Below are 15,383 nucleotides of genomic sequence, written 5' to 3' on the forward strand. Positions count from 1 at the left end.
ACAATGCTCCCAGAGGCCACTATGATCTGTTCAGACCAGATGAATTTGGCATGGTTTTGATTTTTGTATTTTTAATTTAATTAACTTATTGATAATTAATGGGTATGGGTTGTTTTTTAGTGTTTTTACTCTATATTTTGACTTGGTGAGATCTATGTCATATTTTTGTAAGTAACATTTAATGGATGCCTCTTGTGTAAGGCTAAGTGTGATCTGTGTTTTAATTTGTTATTATTTGAAAAATTAGTTTTAAGTCCTCATATGAAGGTGGTTTCCCTCCCGTATTCTCTAGGTTCCACTTAATTCATAGGTGAGTTAAATTTGTTCGATTGGGTTGTTCCAATCGTGTTGTGAAGAGTGATTTATAGAAGTGATTTCGAGTTAAATGAAAACTCCCGTTGTTGATTTGTGGCTATGCTCTTTGAGTAACTTGAATGACCAGCCAGACAATGTATCTCAGCTCAAAAAGAGACTGACGGCAGACGAGATAGCCAAAGTTGAACGCTATCGAATGCCCTCATCTCAGATTCAGGCCCTGTATGTACGAAATTATCTGAGAAAGGTGCTGTCTAGCTATTCTGATTTGATGCCTGAAGCGTGGCGCTTTGAATATGGTGAGAAAGGGAAGCCAAGATTAATTGAGAAACAACAAATAGAAACCGGCCTGAATTTCAATATCAGTCATAGCAAAGAACATTTGTTAATCGCAGTTTGCCAGAGAGAAGGTAAGCAAGTTCAGCTAGGTGTTGATATTGAACATGCCAGAAGCTCGACCAATATCGACTCGATCATGAAGCACTATTTTTCAGATACGGAATTGACGGATTTACTTAAGCTCAACAAAGAAGAACAAAGAGAGCGCTTTTTCGATCTGTGGGCGCTGAAGGAGTCGTATATCAAAGCGACGGGTAAAGGGCTAGCCACATCGTTGCGAAGCTTTTCGTTTGATTTCTCCAATCTGACGGAGCAAACACTGTCACTTCACGCTTCGGATTTTCAGCCAAACTTGCAGGATGAAATTAGATTGCATGGTGAAATCAGCATATACAGTGGAGTTGGGTTGGATGTTACTGAGAAAACCGATAGTTCTACAGATTGGCAGTGTTGCATAGGGCGGCTGGATGAACAGTATCGCTTTGCGGTTACACTTGGCGGAAATTTGCTACCCATGCAGATAGAGATGAGAACCTTTTCGTCGTCTCACCTCTTTTAAGCGAGTTTGGTGAGACGAAATTAGCTCGTTTCGCCAAGCATCGCTTTTAATACTTCAGCAGGCACGGGCTGTAGTTGCTTGTCTTTGTCTAGGCAAACCATTTCGATATCACCAATCACCGCAGGTTTGGTTGCATCTTTACGCCACACTTCTTGTCGCCATAGCGTTTTGTATTTGCCATCGAGTTCAAAAGAGGTTCGGATGTCGCAGATCTCAGCGAACTCAACCCCATCTTGAAAAGTCATGTTGGCTTTATATACCGCAAAACCTAATCCGTGTTCATTCCACAATGTTGCCAGTTTATCGCTACCCAACACATGCTCGCGTGCACGCTCAAAGTATTTAAGAAAGTTAGGGTGATAAACCACACCTGAGTGATCGGTATCTTCGTAGTAAATCTGTACTGGGTGATGGTAGATCTTGCTCATGGGTAGCAACTCTTGGTAAGTAGTGGATCAGTAAATCTGACTAAGTTGTGCAGCACTCTACAGGATAGGTTGAAATTACTTCAAGGCATCATCGTGAAAGGGGCTTTTGGTCAGACCTCATTTATCACTGATGCTTTGGTCAACTCCCACCCATTTATAAATATTCTATGTGTCATTTTCCACCCATTAAATTTTGCAAAGAGTGGACGACTCATGTTGGCAACTATGATGAAGCCTTGTGGTTAAAGGTTTGTTAATGTCTTGTGTCAATGTGGCGCGCTAATTGCCTTAGTGAAAGCACGCAGTTCCCATTGAAGGGCTGCTTTGTTTACTAAGGAGAATAATAATGTTTAAGCCTCTTACCCTGCTGTCTGTATCTGCTCTGGCGCTCACAAGTTTTAATGCTGCTGCAAACTGTGACCCAGGTGAAATCGTGATTAAATTCAGTCATGTAACCAATACCGACAAGCACCCGAAAGGCATTGCCGCTTCTTTACTGGAAGAGCGAGTAAACACGGAAATGAATGGCAAAGCTTGTATGCAAGTTTTCCCTAACTCAACACTCTACGATGATAATAAAGTACTGGAAGCCCTGTTAAATGGTGATGTTCAAATGGCGGCACCATCGCTGTCTAAATTTGAGAAGTTCACTAAGAAATACCGCATTTTTGACCTTCCTTTCCTATTTGAAGACGTAGAAGCTGTTGACCGTTTCCAAAACTCAGAGTCTGGCGAAAAGCTGAAGAACGCGATGAAGCGTCGTGGCCTTCAAGGACTAGCGTTTTGGCACAATGGCATGAAACAGATGTCAGCAAACAAACCTCTTATCAATCCTGAAGACGCGGAAGGTTTGAAATTCCGTGTTCAAGCATCAGACGTATTGGTTGCTCAGTTTGAACAGCTGGGTGCTAACCCACAGAAGATGTCTTTCAAAGAAGTATACGGTGGCCTACAAACTAAGGTTATCGATGGCCAAGAGAACACATGGTCAAACATCTACGGTAAGAAGTTCTTTGAAGTACAAGACGGCGTGACAGAAACTAACCACGGTATCCTTGATTACCTCGTAGTAACGTCGAACGACTTCTGGAAAGACCTACCTGAAGATGTACGTACGCAACTTGGCACAATCGTTCAAGAAGTGTCTGAGACTCGTAACGCAGAATCTTCAAAAGTTAACCTAGCGAACAAAAACAACATCATCGAAGCGGGTGGTGAGGTTCGTACGCTTACGCCTGAACAGCGTGAAGCATGGGTAACTGCGCTTCAACCAGTATGGAAGAAGTTTGAAAAAGACATCGGTTCAGATCTTATCGATGCAGCGTTAGCTTCAAACCAATAACACCGCTAAGGGAGTGGCGTGAATTTCGCCACTCCTCATTAAAATAACTATAAGCGGAGTCAATTATGGATAATCCTCAAATGGAACAACCAAATTCTAGCGAATCAGCACTGGAAACCTCTCTTTTTTCCAAAGTCGGAAGAGTTACGGATGTGATTGAAGAGTCATTAATCGCATTTTTCCTTGGCGCAATGACGCTACTTACTTTTGCCAATGTTGTATTCAGATACGCATTCAATGGCAATATCTTGTGGGCACTGGAACTGACCGTGTTCATGTTCGCTTGGATGGTGTTAGTGGGCGCATCTTATGGCGTTAAAAAACACTTCCACATTGGCGTTGATGTGATCATTAACCTTGCCCCAGAAAAGCTACGTAAAATGTATGCGTTAATCGCCGTCACAAGCTGCCTAGCATTCTCAATCTTACTTCTTATCGGTTCTTGGAATTACTGGTACCCGTTCGCGACTGAGCGCGCTTGGTATGAAACCGATGATATTCCAATGCCAGAGATGCTTCAGTTTCTTGCCGACTGGCTGAATGAAGGCGAACGATACGAGAAATTGCCACGTTTTATTCCTTACATGGCACTGCCGATTGGTATGGCAATGCTGACGTTCCGATTCATCCAAATCGCTTATCAAGTGGCGACGGGCAAGCTTGACCGCATGATTGCAGGCCATGAAGCGGAAGAAGAGCTGGATGCATTGAAAGCTGATGTTTTAGCGGGTTCTGATGAAGACGCGACTGCGGTATTGGATTCGACTAAGCAAAACAAGGCGAATGAGTCGGGTACAAAATCTAACGGTAAGGAAGACTAATCATGGCAATGTTATTTCTATTTTTAATGGTAATTGCTTTCATGTTGGTCGGTGTGCCAATTGCGATTTCCCTCGGTTTATCAAGCGTCATATTCTTATTGATGCATTCAGATGCTTCTTTGGCATCCGTTGCACAAACGCTGTTTAATGCATTTGCAGGCCACTACACACTCTTAGCGATTCCTTTCTTTATCTTGGCCTCTAGCTTTATGTCTACTGGTGGTGTGGCGAAACGTATTATCCGTTTTGCTATCGCAATGGTAGGTTGGTTCCGCGGCGGTTTAGCTATGGCATCGGTTGTGGCGTGTATGATGTTCGCAGCGTTATCTGGGTCGTCTCCTGCAACGGTAGTAGCAATCGGTAGTATTGTTATCGCTGGTATGATCAAAAACGGCTACACAAAAGAGTTCGCGGCAGGGGTTATCTGTAACGCGGGTACCTTGGGTATCTTGATTCCACCATCCATCGTTATGGTGGTTTACGCTGCGGCGACGGATGTATCTGTAGGTCGTATGTTCTTAGGTGGCGTGATTCCTGGCCTGTTGGCGGGTGTGATGTTGATGATAGCTATCTACATTGCAGCACGTATTAAGAAAATTCCTGCACAGCCATTTGTGGGCTGGGGTGAGATGTTCGCGGCCGCGAAGGATGCGAGCTGGGGCTTGTTGCTGATTGTTATCATTTTAGGTGGTATCTACGGCGGTATCTTTACTCCGACAGAAGCGGCGGCTGTTGCAGCGGTTTACGCGTTTTTTATTGCCAACTTTATCTACAAAGATATGGGGCCGTTTGCGGACAAGAAAAATACAAAGCCTGCTTTGGTGAAAGTGTTCCAAACGTTTTTCCATAAAGACACCAAAGACACGCTTTACGATGCAGGCAAGCTGACCATCATGCTGCTGTTTATCATTGCCAATGCTCTGATTCTTAAGCATGTACTAACCGAAGAACGTATTCCTCAGATGATCACTGAGTCTATGCTTTCTGCGGGCTTAGGTCCGATTACCTTCTTGATTGTCGTGAACGTTCTACTCTTGATTGGTGGGCAGTTCATGGAGCCATCAGGCTTGCTGATCATCGTTGCGCCGTTGGTATTCCCAATCGCAATTGCACTGGGCATCGACCCTATTCACCTAGGTATCATGATGGTGGTGAACATGGAGATAGGGATGATAACGCCGCCTGTAGGGCTCAATTTGTTTGTAACCGCCGGGGTTGCCAAGATGTCGATGATGAATGTGGTAAAAGCCGCACTGCCGTGGGTTGGCGTGATGTTCTTGTTCTTGATTATCGTAACTTACGTACCGTGGGTATCAACATGGTTACCGACCACATTGATGGGACCCGAAATCATAACCAAGTAGTGTGCGGTTTAGTTACACGGCTAGTCTAACAAACGGTTTCATTCTCAATGTAAATAACGGCGATAGATGAAGAGTTACACCTTTTCATCTATCGCTTTATTTTTCCCACGCCTTACTGTGCCTCTTAAACGTCTGTCATAGCCTTTCCAGCGTGCTTTCTTCTTTCTTCGCTCGCGCCCAGACCTTTTTTCTACTTCATAATGGTCATCAATCAGCACTGTTTCTAGAATGATAGGAATGGTCGTTTTTTCATTCATATGCAACTTTTCCTTATAACCGACGCATGAATTATGGAAGAGGAATCTAATCTCTGCCAGTTTCGATATAGATTGAGATCAAGCTGCGCTTTGAGTTTTGTTTCTAGGTTGATTCTTTTATTTTACGGCTTAATTTTCACTTTGAAATCTATTATTTTACTTAAAATTATCTTTGTTGATTTGATAACGCTGCATTTTGTCGTAAAGCGTTTTTCTTGGGACATTTAATTGAGACATGGTTAATTTTATACTCCCTTCATTCTCAATCAAAGCGCGCTCGATCACCGTTTTTTCGAATTCTGCCACTTGGTCCGATAGGTTAATGCTCGCGTCTGAGTGGATTTCTGAGCTTACCCCATCACCCAATTGAGCTAATTTTCCGAGTAAGGTAAAGCGTTCAGCGCTGTTGCGTAGCTCACGCACATTCCCAGGCCAATCATGTACTAAAAGCGCGTGCAGTTCCTTTTTTGGAAGTGCTGGGGCTGTTTTGCCGTAACGCGCCGCAGCGACCAGCAAGAAGTGATGGAAAAGCGCAGGGATATCTTCTTGGCGGCTTCTTAACGGTGGCAAAACTAGGGTCACAACATTAAGTCGGTAATAGAGGTCTTGTCGAAAAGTCCCTTCTTCAGCGGCTTTCTTTAGATCGATTTTGGTGGCGGCAATCACACGAATATCGAGAGGCACCAAGCTATTGGATCCAACTCTCTCAATCACGCGTTCCTGTAATACACGCAGTAGGCGAATTTGTGCCTGCATCGGCATGGATTCAATTTCATCTAAGAATAGGGTTCCGCATTGAGCAAATTCAAATTTACCGACACGTTTGCTTTCTGCGCCAGTAAACGCGCCTTTCTCATGTCCATACAGTTCGCTTTCAATCAGGTTTTCTGGAACCGCACCGCAATTGACCGCAACAAAGTTTTGCTCTCGGCGGCTGCTTTGTTCATGCAGGGAACGTGCGACCAACTCTTTGCCTGTGCCAGTTTCACCAAAGAGTAAAATGTCAGCGCTAGTGTCTGCCACATGAGTGATGATAGAACGCAGCTCAGTCATGGATTGTGTATCACCAATGATTCTTGGTCCAAGTGCTTTACTGGCCTTGAGCGAGCGCTTTAATTCAAGGTTCTCAAGGGTGAGTTGACGTTTATCTATCGCACGTTTGGTTGTTTCAATTAAGCGCTCATTGGCGAACGGCTTTTCAATGAAATCATAGGCACCGTCTTGGATCGCTTGTACTGCCATGGAGATGTCACCGTGGCCTGTGATCATAATGACGGGAAGTTCTTTATCTTTGTGCATCAGGGTATTGAGTAGATCATGCCCTGATATACCTGGCAAGCAAATGTCAGTGATGATGACATGGGGAAGACCATCCGCTTGGATAGCGAGCAAGGCGGATTCTGCATCGGGAAAGAATTCAGCATCGATATCAGCAAGCTCAAAGCTTTGCTCGATGGCTATTCTTAAATCGGATTCATCATCAATGAAATAGACGTGACACATAGTTATTCCTTTAATCTTCTATTTTTATTATTGGTGAAGGTGTACTGGTTTGCTTGGCGACTAATCTGATTCTTTTGTTGGAACGATAGGTAACTCGATACTAAATCGAGCACCACCTTGAGGGCTGGTACCTGTAATAAGCTTTCCGTTAATTCCGCTGATTATTTGTTGAGAGATCGACAGGCCTAACCCAAGCCCATTCTTCTTCGTGGTATGGAAAGGTTCGAAAAAATCGCCGTTCGAAGGTGAGGAAAACCCCGGGCCATTGTCATCGATATGAATAAGCAGTGTACTCGTTGTGTCTTTGCTTGGTGGTCGTATCTCCAACAAGATGGACAATTGCTTGTCGTCTTGTTGATCCATTGCTTGAATGGCATTGGTCAGCAAGTTAATAACGACTTGTTCCAGTTGGATAGCATTGGCGACCACACGAACATCAAAAGCATCGGGTAACTCATTAATTTTTACCCTCTCGCTCTTGAGTTGAGGCTTCATCAGTTCTTTTGAGGAATGAAGAACCGGTAAAATTTGTAACGTGTGTAACTCTTCAGCGGTCGATTTCTTAGCAAAGGAGCGAAGTTGGTGGCTGATTTTAGCCATTCGATCGGTGAGCGCTGAGATCCGAGATAAGTTGTCATCAACACGGTCTGTCTTTTCTTTGGCGAGAAAAAGTCGGCCATTGTCCGTGTAACTACGAATAGCCGCTAATGGGTTATTTAGCTCATGACTGATGCTCGCTGACATCTGACCCAGAACGGCCAATTTTGCGGCTTGTATGAGTTCATCTTGGGTTTGTCTGAGTACGCGCTCTGTTTCGATACGTTGCTTGATCTCTATATGAAGCTCAGAGGTTCTTTCGAGCACTTGAAATTCAAGTTTCTGGTTCGCTTCAGACTGCAATCTGTCGATCTGCGCACGCCTTTGTTGACGATGTGTGCTGAGTTGTATCGCAAGATAAATAATGGCGAACACTAAGCTCAACACCACGAGGTAGGCGATCAAATCCCACCAGACTAGGTGAGTTGGAGAGAACACTCTGACGGTTAATCTAGGATCGGACAGGAAGCGTGAAGAGGTAAAGAACTGTTCCTTTGCCAATGGATGAGACGACTTAATACTGCTGGTGGCGCTTTCTAAATCGCCGGAGAAATGGAGGCTCTCGATATTGGTATCTAGATATTGTTGGCTTTCTCTAATACGAGATCGTTGCTCTTCGCCCAAAGGTTGAAGGCTTTTGAACAGCCATTCAGGGTTACTCGACATGAAAACAATTTGGTCTTTATCGTCAGCAACAAAAAAGCTCTGCTTACCCCTCCAACTGGCTTCAATCAGCGATAAATCCATCTTTACGACAATAACACCAATAATTTCAGCGGCATAGGATACAGGGTAGGAATAGTAATAGCCGCGTTTTCCTGAGGTCGAACCTAACGCAAAGTATTGGTTTTCATGACCAAGAATGGCCTGTTGGAAATAGGGGCGAAAAGCAAAGTTACGTCCAACAAAAGAGCGCTGTTGATTCCAATTACTGGCCGCAATCGTGGTGCCGATGCTGTCGAGTAAATACGTGTCTGATGCTTGAATGACAGTATTTACATGGCGTAGGTAGCGATTGGTGAGTTCAATTTGCGCAGAGTTACTGGGTGAATGCAGGGCATCGACCAGCTCTTTGTCCTTTGAAAGCAGCTCGGGAATGTGCGCGAACTTGTCCAATTGACTTGAAATATGAACCGAAAAGCGGTCTAGCTTAGATTGATGATCATTTAACAAACTTTCATGACTTGTATTCCATACCCAATGACCGCCAAAGACCATCAGTAGACTGTAAGTGGCCATTAATAGTATTGGGATTCGCAAAGCTTGAAACATGAAGGCTCTCCGCTCATTTCTTTGGTAATCAATCAATCAAGCCTGTCTTCTCTCATTTATGGTAGCAAATAGCGGTAGTTTTTGCTGAAAGGAGAAAGTCGACAGGTGGGGCTAGGTTAAGGGTTTGTAACCGGGATTGTTGAAAAAGTTATCGACTCTGAGGGGTAAAACAAGAGCAAGATCTCTTTTTAAGGTTTTTAGCAAAAAAAGCCCTCGATTCCCTTGAAAAAGTCGCTATTGTCCCCATTTCTGTTGTGCTAAGTGATGATTTGATCGTTTTTATATCATTTAGTTGGACGAATTTAGAGCATTCATCATCATGCAGAGGTGAACGGCTCGACAGAGATTAAACAGATCGCTAGAATGTCGCATCTAAAATTTTTGTCCTGAGGCTAATCGGAGATACCTTTCTTGTTTTCGAAAACAAGCTTTACTGCTTTTTGTAAGTACGTGAGAACGTTTTATAACTGCGTGAGAACGTTTAATAAGCATGTGAAGAACGAAGATATCGCTGATTAGTCTGGTGTTTGGTTGAATAATCAATTCAGACATCAATGCTCGATTTTAAATTAGGTGTTCGGATAGAGCACTACACAAGAATGCAGCCAACAACGTCGGCTTTTGAATTAAAGCTAAGTTACGGCTCATATGCTCAGATTACTGAGCCAGTTTTGAGGTTTATATAATGCAAGTTACTGTTGAAACGCTAGAAGGCCTAGAGCGCCGTCTTAATATTACTGTTCCTGCTGCTAACATCGAAGATGCAGTTACAGCTGAACTACGCAACATCGCGAAAAACCGTCGTTTCGATGGTTTCCGTAAAGGCAAAGTGCCTATGAAGATGGTTGCTAAAATGTACGGCAAAGCAGTACGTCAAGACGTGATGGGCGAAGTAATGCAACGTCACTTCATCGAAGCGATCGTTAAAGAGAAAATCAACCCAGCTGGCGCACCTACTTTCGCACCAGTTGAAAACAACGAAGGCGCTGACCTAGTATTCAACGCAACTTTTGAAGTTTACCCAGAAGTTGAGCTGAAAGGTCTAGAAAACATCACTGTTGAGAAACCAGCAGTAGAAGTTAAAGAAGCTGACGTTGAAGAGATGATCGAAACTCTACGTAAGCAACAAGCAACTTGGACTGAAGTTGAAGCTGCTGCTGACGCTGGTTCTCGTGCAACTATCGACTTCGTTGGTTCTATCGACGGTGAAGAGTTCGAAGGCGGTAAAGCTGAGAACTTCCCACTAGAGATGGGTGCTGGTCGCATGATCCCTGGTTTTGAAGACGGTATCGTTGGTAAAACAGCAGGTATGGAATTCGAAATCGAAGTAAACTTCCCAGAAGATTACCACGCTGAAAACCTAAAAGGTAAAGCTGCTAAGTTCTCTATCAAGCTGAACAAAGTTGAAGCTCGTGAGCTTCCAGAACTAAACGAAGAATTCGTTTCTAAGTTCGGCGCAGCTGAAGGCGTTGAAGGCCTTAAAGCTGAAGTTCGTAAGAACATGGAGCGTGAGCTTAAGCAAGCTGTTAAGAACCGTATCAAAGAGCAAGCAATCGACGGTCTAGTTAACGAAAACAACATCGACGTACCTTCTGCTCTAATCGATCAAGAGATCGGTGTTCTACGTCAACAAGCTGCTCAACGTTTCGGTGGCAACACTGAAGCTGCTGACCAACTTCCACGTGAGCTGTTCGAAGAGCAAGCTAAACGTCGCGTAGTTGTAGGTCTTCTTCTTGGTGAAGTAATCAAGACTGAAGAGTTAAAAGCTGACGACGAGAAAGTGAAAGCTATCATCGAAGAGATGGCTACAGCATACGAAGATCCAACAGAAGTTATTGCTTACTACGAGCAAAACGAGCAAATGATGAACAACATGCGCAATGTTGCTCTAGAAGAGCAAGCTATTGATGCAATCATCGCTAAAGCTCAAGTTTCTGATAAAGAAGTTAGCTTCAACGAGCTAATGAATCAGCAACCTGCTTAATATAGTAATATCTGACGTAGAAGGTTGACGTACGGTCAACAATTCTGCTAACAATGGTCCGTATGATTTAATCATTCGGGCCATTTATTTTAGGGACATAAGAATATGAGCTACCAAGAAAAAAATACAATGCCATCGATTATGGACGCACTAGTTCCTATGGTGGTTGAACAGACTTCCCGTGGTGAACGTTCTTACGATATTTATTCTCGTCTATTAAAAGAACGTATCATTTTCTTAACAGGTCAAGTGGAAGACCACATGGCAAATCTTGTCGTGGCTCAACTGCTTTTCTTGGAATCAGAAAACCCAGACAAAGATATCTATCTTTACATCAACTCACCTGGCGGTAGCGTAACAGCGGGCATGTCTATCTACGACACAATGCAGTTCATTAAGCCAAACGTGAGCACAGTCTGTATGGGTCAAGCTTGCTCTATGGGTGCATTCTTACTAGCGGGTGGTACTCCTGGTAAGCGTCACGTGCTTCCAAACTCACGTGTAATGATTCACCAGCCACTTGGCGGCTTCCAAGGCCAAGCGTCTGATATTCAAATTCACGCGCAAGAGATCCTAACGATCAAGCAAAAGCTAAACAAACTATTGGCAGAGCACACAGGTCAGCCTCTAGAGGTTGTTGAGCGTGATACAGATCGTGACAATTTCATGTCTGCTGATCAGGCTGTAGAATACGGTTTGGTGGATTCAGTTCTTAATCACCGCGGTCAATAATTGCAGGGCAATTGTTTAACGCAAAGTGATTCAAATTGATATACACTCAAACATAGAGAGTAAAGGCTAAGAGGTTAGCGAATGACAGATAAAAGCAAAGAGGGTGGTAGCGGTAAATTGCTTTACTGCTCTTTCTGTGGCAAAAGCCAGCACGAAGTTCGTAAGTTAATCGCAGGTCCTTCTGTTTACATTTGTGATGAATGTGTCGATCTTTGTAACGACATTATTCGTGAAGAAATTAAAGATGTTCTTCCAAAGAAAGAATCGGAATCGCTGCCAACGCCGCGTGAGATTCGTGAGCATCTTGACGACTATGTAATCGGTCAAGAATACGCGAAAAAAGTGCTAGCAGTTGCAGTATATAACCACTACAAGCGTTTACGTAATGGTGATACGACGGCTGAAGGCGTAGAGCTAGGTAAGAGTAACATTCTTCTTATCGGTCCTACTGGTAGTGGTAAAACCCTACTGGCTGAAACACTGGCTCGTTTCCTAGACGTTCCTTTCACAATGGCAGATGCAACAACACTAACCGAAGCGGGTTATGTGGGCGAAGATGTTGAAAACATCATCCAGAAGTTGCTTCAGAAATGTGATTACGACGTAGCGAAAGCGGAACGCGGCATTGTTTACATCGATGAAATCGATAAGATTTCTCGTAAAGCTGAAAACCCATCGATCACGCGTGACGTGTCTGGTGAAGGTGTACAGCAAGCTCTATTAAAACTTGTAGAAGGTACAGTGGCTTCAGTTCCACCTCAAGGTGGTCGTAAGCATCCACAGCAAGAGTTCTTGCAAGTGGACACGTCTAAGATCCTATTTATCTGTGGTGGTGCGTTTGCCGGCCTAGATAAAGTGATTGAGCAACGTGTAGAAACAGGTTCAGGTATCGGCTTTGGCGCAGAAGTGCGTTCAAAAGACGAAACCAAAACTATCGGTGAACTGTTCACTCAAGTAGAACCTGAAGATCTAGTGAAGTATGGTTTGATTCCAGAATTCATTGGTCGTCTACCTGTTACAACAACACTGACAGAGCTTGATGAAGAAGCGCTAATCCAAATCCTTTGTGAGCCAAAGAATGCACTGACAAAACAGTACGCTGCATTATTTGAGCTTGAGGATACAGAGTTAGAATTCCGTGAAGACGCCCTACGCGCAATTGCGAAGAAAGCAATGAACCGTAAAACGGGTGCTCGTGGTCTACGCTCTATCTTGGAAGGTGTTCTACTAGAAACTATGTACGAACTGCCATCTTCAACCGATGTAAGCAAGGTTGTGATTGATGAGTCGGTAATTAATGGTGAGTCAGAACCACTATTGATTTACAGTAACTCAGATAACCAAGCAGCTGTTGCAGAGTAGGTCTTTTTAAGACTACACACTCAAATTGAAAAAGGAGGTAAGCAATTACCTCCTTTTTTTTATTCTTCCATTGAATCCAGTCGTTTAAGCCCCATATACTGCTTTATAAGTTAAAGCGGAAGAGAGAAATATATGAACTTGGAACGTTCCGAGCGTATCGAAATCCCCGTGCTACCTCTACGTGATGTAGTGGTTTACCCACACATGGTTATTCCATTGTTTGTTGGTCGTGAAAAATCGATTACTTGCCTTGAATCGGCAATGGAAGCTAACAAACAAGTACTACTTGTAGCGCAGAAAGAAGCGGACACTGATGAGCCTTCAATTGACGACCTATTTAACGTAGGTACAGTCGCGACTATTCTTCAGTTGCTAAAGCTGCCAGATGGTACCGTAAAAGTACTTGTTGAAGGTCAGCAGCGTGCAAAAATTCACCAGTTCAAAGAGAGTGAGTTTTTCTTAGCAGATGCCGAATACGTTGTAACCTCAGAACTTGACGAAAAAGAACAAGAAGTGGTTGTTCGCAGTGCGATCAATCAATTCGAAGGCTTTATTAAGCTGAACAAAAAGATTCCACCAGAGGTTCTAACCTCGCTGAACGGTATTGATGAGGCTGCTCGCCTTGCTGATACGATTGCTGCGCACATGCCACTTAAACTGGTAGATAAGCAGCACGTTCTAGAAATTTCAGATGTGACGGAACGCCTGGAATTCTTGATGGGCCAAATGGAGTCAGAAATTGATATCCTGCAAGTTGAAAAACGCATCCGTGGCCGCGTTAAGAAACAGATGGAAAAGTCTCAGCGTGAGTACTATCTGAATGAGCAAATGAAAGCGATTCAGAAAGAACTGGGCGAGATGGACGACGCGCCTGATGAATTCGAGACTCTGAAGAAGAAGATCGAAGATTCTAAGATGCCTCAAGAAGCTCGTGAAAAAACTGAGCAAGAACTGCAAAAACTGAAAATGATGTCGCCAATGTCTGCTGAAGCAACAGTAGTACGTAGTTACATTGATTGGATGGTAGGCGTTCCTTGGGCTAAGCGTTCAAAAGTTAAAAAGAATTTAGCGAAAGCGGAAGAGATCTTAAACGAAGATCACTACGGCTTAGAGCGTGTTAAAGAACGTATTCTCGAATACTTGGCAGTACAAAACCGTATCAACAAACTAAAAGGCCCAATCCTTTGTCTTGTTGGTCCTCCTGGTGTTGGTAAAACTTCGCTAGGTCGTTCGATTGCCGCGGCAACGGGTCGTAAGTACACACGTATGGCGCTAGGCGGCGTTCGTGATGAAGCTGAGATTCGTGGTCACCGTCGTACATACATCGGTTCACTTCCGGGTAAATTAATCCAGAAGATGTCTAAAGTTGGTGTTAAGAACCCACTGTTCCTATTAGATGAAATCGATAAGATGTCTTCTGATATGCGTGGTGACCCATCTTCAGCGCTTCTAGAAGTATTAGACCCTGAGCAGAACGTTGCATTCAACGATCACTACCTAGAAGTAGATTACGATCTGTCAGATGTCATGTTTGTTGCAACATCTAACTCAATGGACATTCCTGGCCCGTTACTGGACCGTATGGAAGTGATTCGTCTGTCGGGTTACACAGAAGATGAAAAGCTAAACATCGCTAAAAGTCACTTACTGGACAAACAGGTTCAACGTAATGGTCTTAAGCTTCACGAGATTAATATCGAAGATTCAGCTATCGTCGGCATTATTCGTTATTACACGCGTGAAGCGGGTGTGCGTAACCTAGAACGTGAAATCTCTAAGATCTGTCGTAAAGCAGTTAAGAACATCTTGCTAGACAGCAGCCTTAAGTCTGTAACGGTTAACATTGATAACCTGAAAGAGTACTTAGGCGTTCAACGTCATGACTTTGGTAAAGCTGATGAGAGTAACCGTATCGGTCAAGTGACTGGTTTAGCGTGGACTCAAGTTGGTGGCGACTTGCTGACTATCGAAACTGAATCCATGCCAGGTAAAGGTAAGCTAACGCAAACCGGTTCTCTTGGCGATGTGATGAAAGAGTCGATTCAAGCTGCCATGACCGTGGTTCGTTCTCGTGCGGAAAATCTGGGTATTAACACCGATTTCTACGAGAAACGTGATATTCACGTTCACGTACCGGAAGGTGCAACACCAAAAGATGGCCCAAGTGCGGGTATCGCAATGTGTACTGCATTGGTATCCAGCCTAACAGGTAATCCTGTGAAAGCTGAAGTCGGTATGACAGGTGAAATTACCCTTCGTGGTGAAGTTTTACCTATCGGTGGCTTGAAAGAAAAACTGCTTGCAGCACACCGTGGCGGCATCAAAACTGTCTTGATTCCTAAAGACAATGAGCGTGATTTGGAAGAGATTCCAGACAATGTAATCGCTGACTTAAAGGTGATTCCGGTCCAATGGATTGATGATGTACTTAAAGTCGCGTTAGAACGAGATCCGTCAGGGGTCGAGTTTGACGTGAAAAAATAGTGATGCATAGCAAAAATAAGTAAA

General features: G+C 43.7%; 12 protein-coding genes and 1 pseudogene. 9 read left to right on the forward strand and 4 right to left on the reverse strand.

The window, feature by feature from the left end:
• The first annotated feature begins 385 nt into the window (after positions 1-385).
• A complete protein-coding gene (locus ED652_RS06230) occupies positions 386-1,213 on the forward strand; it encodes a 4'-phosphopantetheinyl transferase superfamily protein (protein ID WP_122053876.1) in 828 nt (275 codons plus the stop codon).
• A gap of 20 nt (positions 1,214-1,233) precedes the next feature.
• Here the strand turns inward: ED652_RS06230 and ED652_RS06235 are convergent, their stop codons facing one another.
• Positions 1,234-1,641 carry a thioesterase family protein gene (locus tag ED652_RS06235; RefSeq protein WP_122053878.1) on the reverse strand — a complete coding sequence of 136 codons (408 nt, stop codon included), beginning with the start codon at positions 1,639-1,641 and terminating at the stop codon, positions 1,234-1,236.
• Between the two features lie 346 nt (positions 1,642-1,987).
• Between ED652_RS06235 and ED652_RS06240 the strand changes: the two genes are divergently transcribed.
• The 3 genes from ED652_RS06240 to ED652_RS06250 all read left to right on the forward strand — a co-directional run bounded on the left by ED652_RS06240 (position 1,988) and on the right by ED652_RS06250 (position 5,168).
• Positions 1,988-2,983 carry a TRAP transporter substrate-binding protein gene (locus ED652_RS06240; RefSeq protein ID WP_012604509.1) on the forward strand — a complete coding sequence of 332 codons (996 nt, stop codon included), beginning with the start codon at positions 1,988-1,990 and terminating at the stop codon, positions 2,981-2,983.
• Between the two features lie 65 nt (positions 2,984-3,048).
• Positions 3,049-3,804 carry a TRAP transporter small permease gene (locus tag ED652_RS06245; RefSeq protein ID WP_102487433.1) on the forward strand — a complete coding sequence of 252 codons (756 nt, stop codon included), beginning with the start codon at positions 3,049-3,051 and terminating at the stop codon, positions 3,802-3,804.
• 2 nt (positions 3,805-3,806) lie between these two features.
• Positions 3,807-5,168: a TRAP transporter large permease gene (locus ED652_RS06250; RefSeq protein ID WP_004736074.1), complete on the forward strand. Its 1,362-nt coding sequence runs from the start codon at positions 3,807-3,809 to the stop codon at positions 5,166-5,168.
• A 74-nt stretch (positions 5,169-5,242) separates the two neighbouring features.
• Here the strand turns inward: ED652_RS06250 and ED652_RS06255 are convergent, their stop codons facing one another.
• The 3 genes from ED652_RS06255 to ED652_RS06265 form a co-directional block, all read right to left on the reverse strand.
• A complete protein-coding gene (locus ED652_RS06255; RefSeq protein WP_122053880.1) occupies positions 5,243-5,425 on the reverse strand; it encodes a hypothetical protein in 183 nt (60 codons plus the stop codon).
• A 156-nt stretch (positions 5,426-5,581) separates the two neighbouring features.
• Positions 5,582-6,928, reverse strand: a complete 1,347-nt coding sequence (locus ED652_RS06260; RefSeq protein ID WP_122053881.1) for a sigma-54 dependent transcriptional regulator — start codon at positions 6,926-6,928, stop codon at positions 5,582-5,584.
• Positions 6,929-6,988: 60 nt separating this feature from the next.
• Positions 6,989-8,797, reverse strand: coding sequence for an ATP-binding protein (locus tag ED652_RS06265; RefSeq protein WP_122053883.1), 1,809 nt, complete (start codon positions 8,795-8,797; stop codon positions 6,989-6,991).
• A 68-nt stretch (positions 8,798-8,865) separates the two neighbouring features.
• On the opposite strand from ED652_RS06265, the pseudogene ED652_RS24145 reads away from it, so the two are divergent.
• From ED652_RS24145 to lon, 5 genes and pseudogenes are all read left to right on the forward strand, one after another.
• Positions 8,866-9,147, forward strand: a pseudogene (locus tag ED652_RS24145) (hypothetical protein).
• A 335-nt stretch (positions 9,148-9,482) separates the two neighbouring features.
• Positions 9,483-10,781 carry a trigger factor gene (gene tig / locus ED652_RS06270; protein WP_004736079.1) on the forward strand — a complete coding sequence of 433 codons (1,299 nt, stop codon included), beginning with the start codon at positions 9,483-9,485 and terminating at the stop codon, positions 10,779-10,781.
• Positions 10,782-10,886: 105 nt separating this feature from the next.
• A complete protein-coding gene (clpP, locus tag ED652_RS06275) occupies positions 10,887-11,513 on the forward strand; it encodes an ATP-dependent Clp endopeptidase proteolytic subunit ClpP (RefSeq protein WP_004736080.1) in 627 nt (208 codons plus the stop codon).
• An 81-nt stretch (positions 11,514-11,594) separates the two neighbouring features.
• Positions 11,595-12,875 (forward strand): ATP-dependent protease ATP-binding subunit ClpX, encoded by a 1,281-nt coding sequence (gene clpX / locus ED652_RS06280; RefSeq protein ID WP_009847283.1) that lies wholly within the window; start codon positions 11,595-11,597, stop codon positions 12,873-12,875.
• A gap of 132 nt (positions 12,876-13,007) precedes the next feature.
• Positions 13,008-15,359 (forward strand): endopeptidase La, encoded by a 2,352-nt coding sequence (gene lon / locus ED652_RS06285; RefSeq protein ID WP_122053884.1) that lies wholly within the window; start codon positions 13,008-13,010, stop codon positions 15,357-15,359.
• The last annotated feature ends 24 nt before the right edge of the window (positions 15,360-15,383 follow it).

Origin of the sequence: Vibrio sp. Evd11 (genome assembly GCF_900382755.1) — a bacterium.
In the GTDB taxonomy this organism is placed as follows: domain Bacteria; phylum Pseudomonadota; class Gammaproteobacteria; order Enterobacterales; family Vibrionaceae; genus Vibrio; species Vibrio lentus.

What these genes read in the sequence shown, in the direction of transcription:
- ED652_RS06240 (WP_012604509.1), top strand. Translation starts at nt 1,988, where the DNA reads ATGTTTAAGCCTCTTACCCTGCTGTCTGTATCTGCTCTGGCGCTCACA.
- ED652_RS06265 (WP_122053883.1), bottom strand. Translation starts at nt 8,797, where the DNA reads ATGTTTCAAGCTTTGCGAATCCCAATACTATTAATGGCCACTTACAGT.
- clpX (WP_009847283.1), top strand. Translation starts at nt 11,595, where the DNA reads ATGACAGATAAAAGCAAAGAGGGTGGTAGCGGTAAATTGCTTTACTGC.
- ED652_RS06245 (WP_102487433.1), top strand. Translation starts at nt 3,049, where the DNA reads ATGGATAATCCTCAAATGGAACAACCAAATTCTAGCGAATCAGCACTG.
- ED652_RS06255 (WP_122053880.1), bottom strand. Translation starts at nt 5,425, where the DNA reads ATGAATGAAAAAACGACCATTCCTATCATTCTAGAAACAGTGCTGATT.
- ED652_RS06230 (WP_122053876.1), top strand. Translation starts at nt 386, where the DNA reads ATGAAAACTCCCGTTGTTGATTTGTGGCTATGCTCTTTGAGTAACTTG.
- lon (WP_122053884.1), top strand. Translation starts at nt 13,008, where the DNA reads ATGAACTTGGAACGTTCCGAGCGTATCGAAATCCCCGTGCTACCTCTA.
- tig (WP_004736079.1), top strand. Translation starts at nt 9,483, where the DNA reads ATGCAAGTTACTGTTGAAACGCTAGAAGGCCTAGAGCGCCGTCTTAAT.
- clpP (WP_004736080.1), top strand. Translation starts at nt 10,887, where the DNA reads ATGAGCTACCAAGAAAAAAATACAATGCCATCGATTATGGACGCACTA.
- ED652_RS06250 (WP_004736074.1), top strand. Translation starts at nt 3,807, where the DNA reads ATGGCAATGTTATTTCTATTTTTAATGGTAATTGCTTTCATGTTGGTC.
- ED652_RS06235 (WP_122053878.1), bottom strand. Translation starts at nt 1,641, where the DNA reads ATGAGCAAGATCTACCATCACCCAGTACAGATTTACTACGAAGATACC.
- ED652_RS06260 (WP_122053881.1), bottom strand. Translation starts at nt 6,928, where the DNA reads ATGTGTCACGTCTATTTCATTGATGATGAATCCGATTTAAGAATAGCC.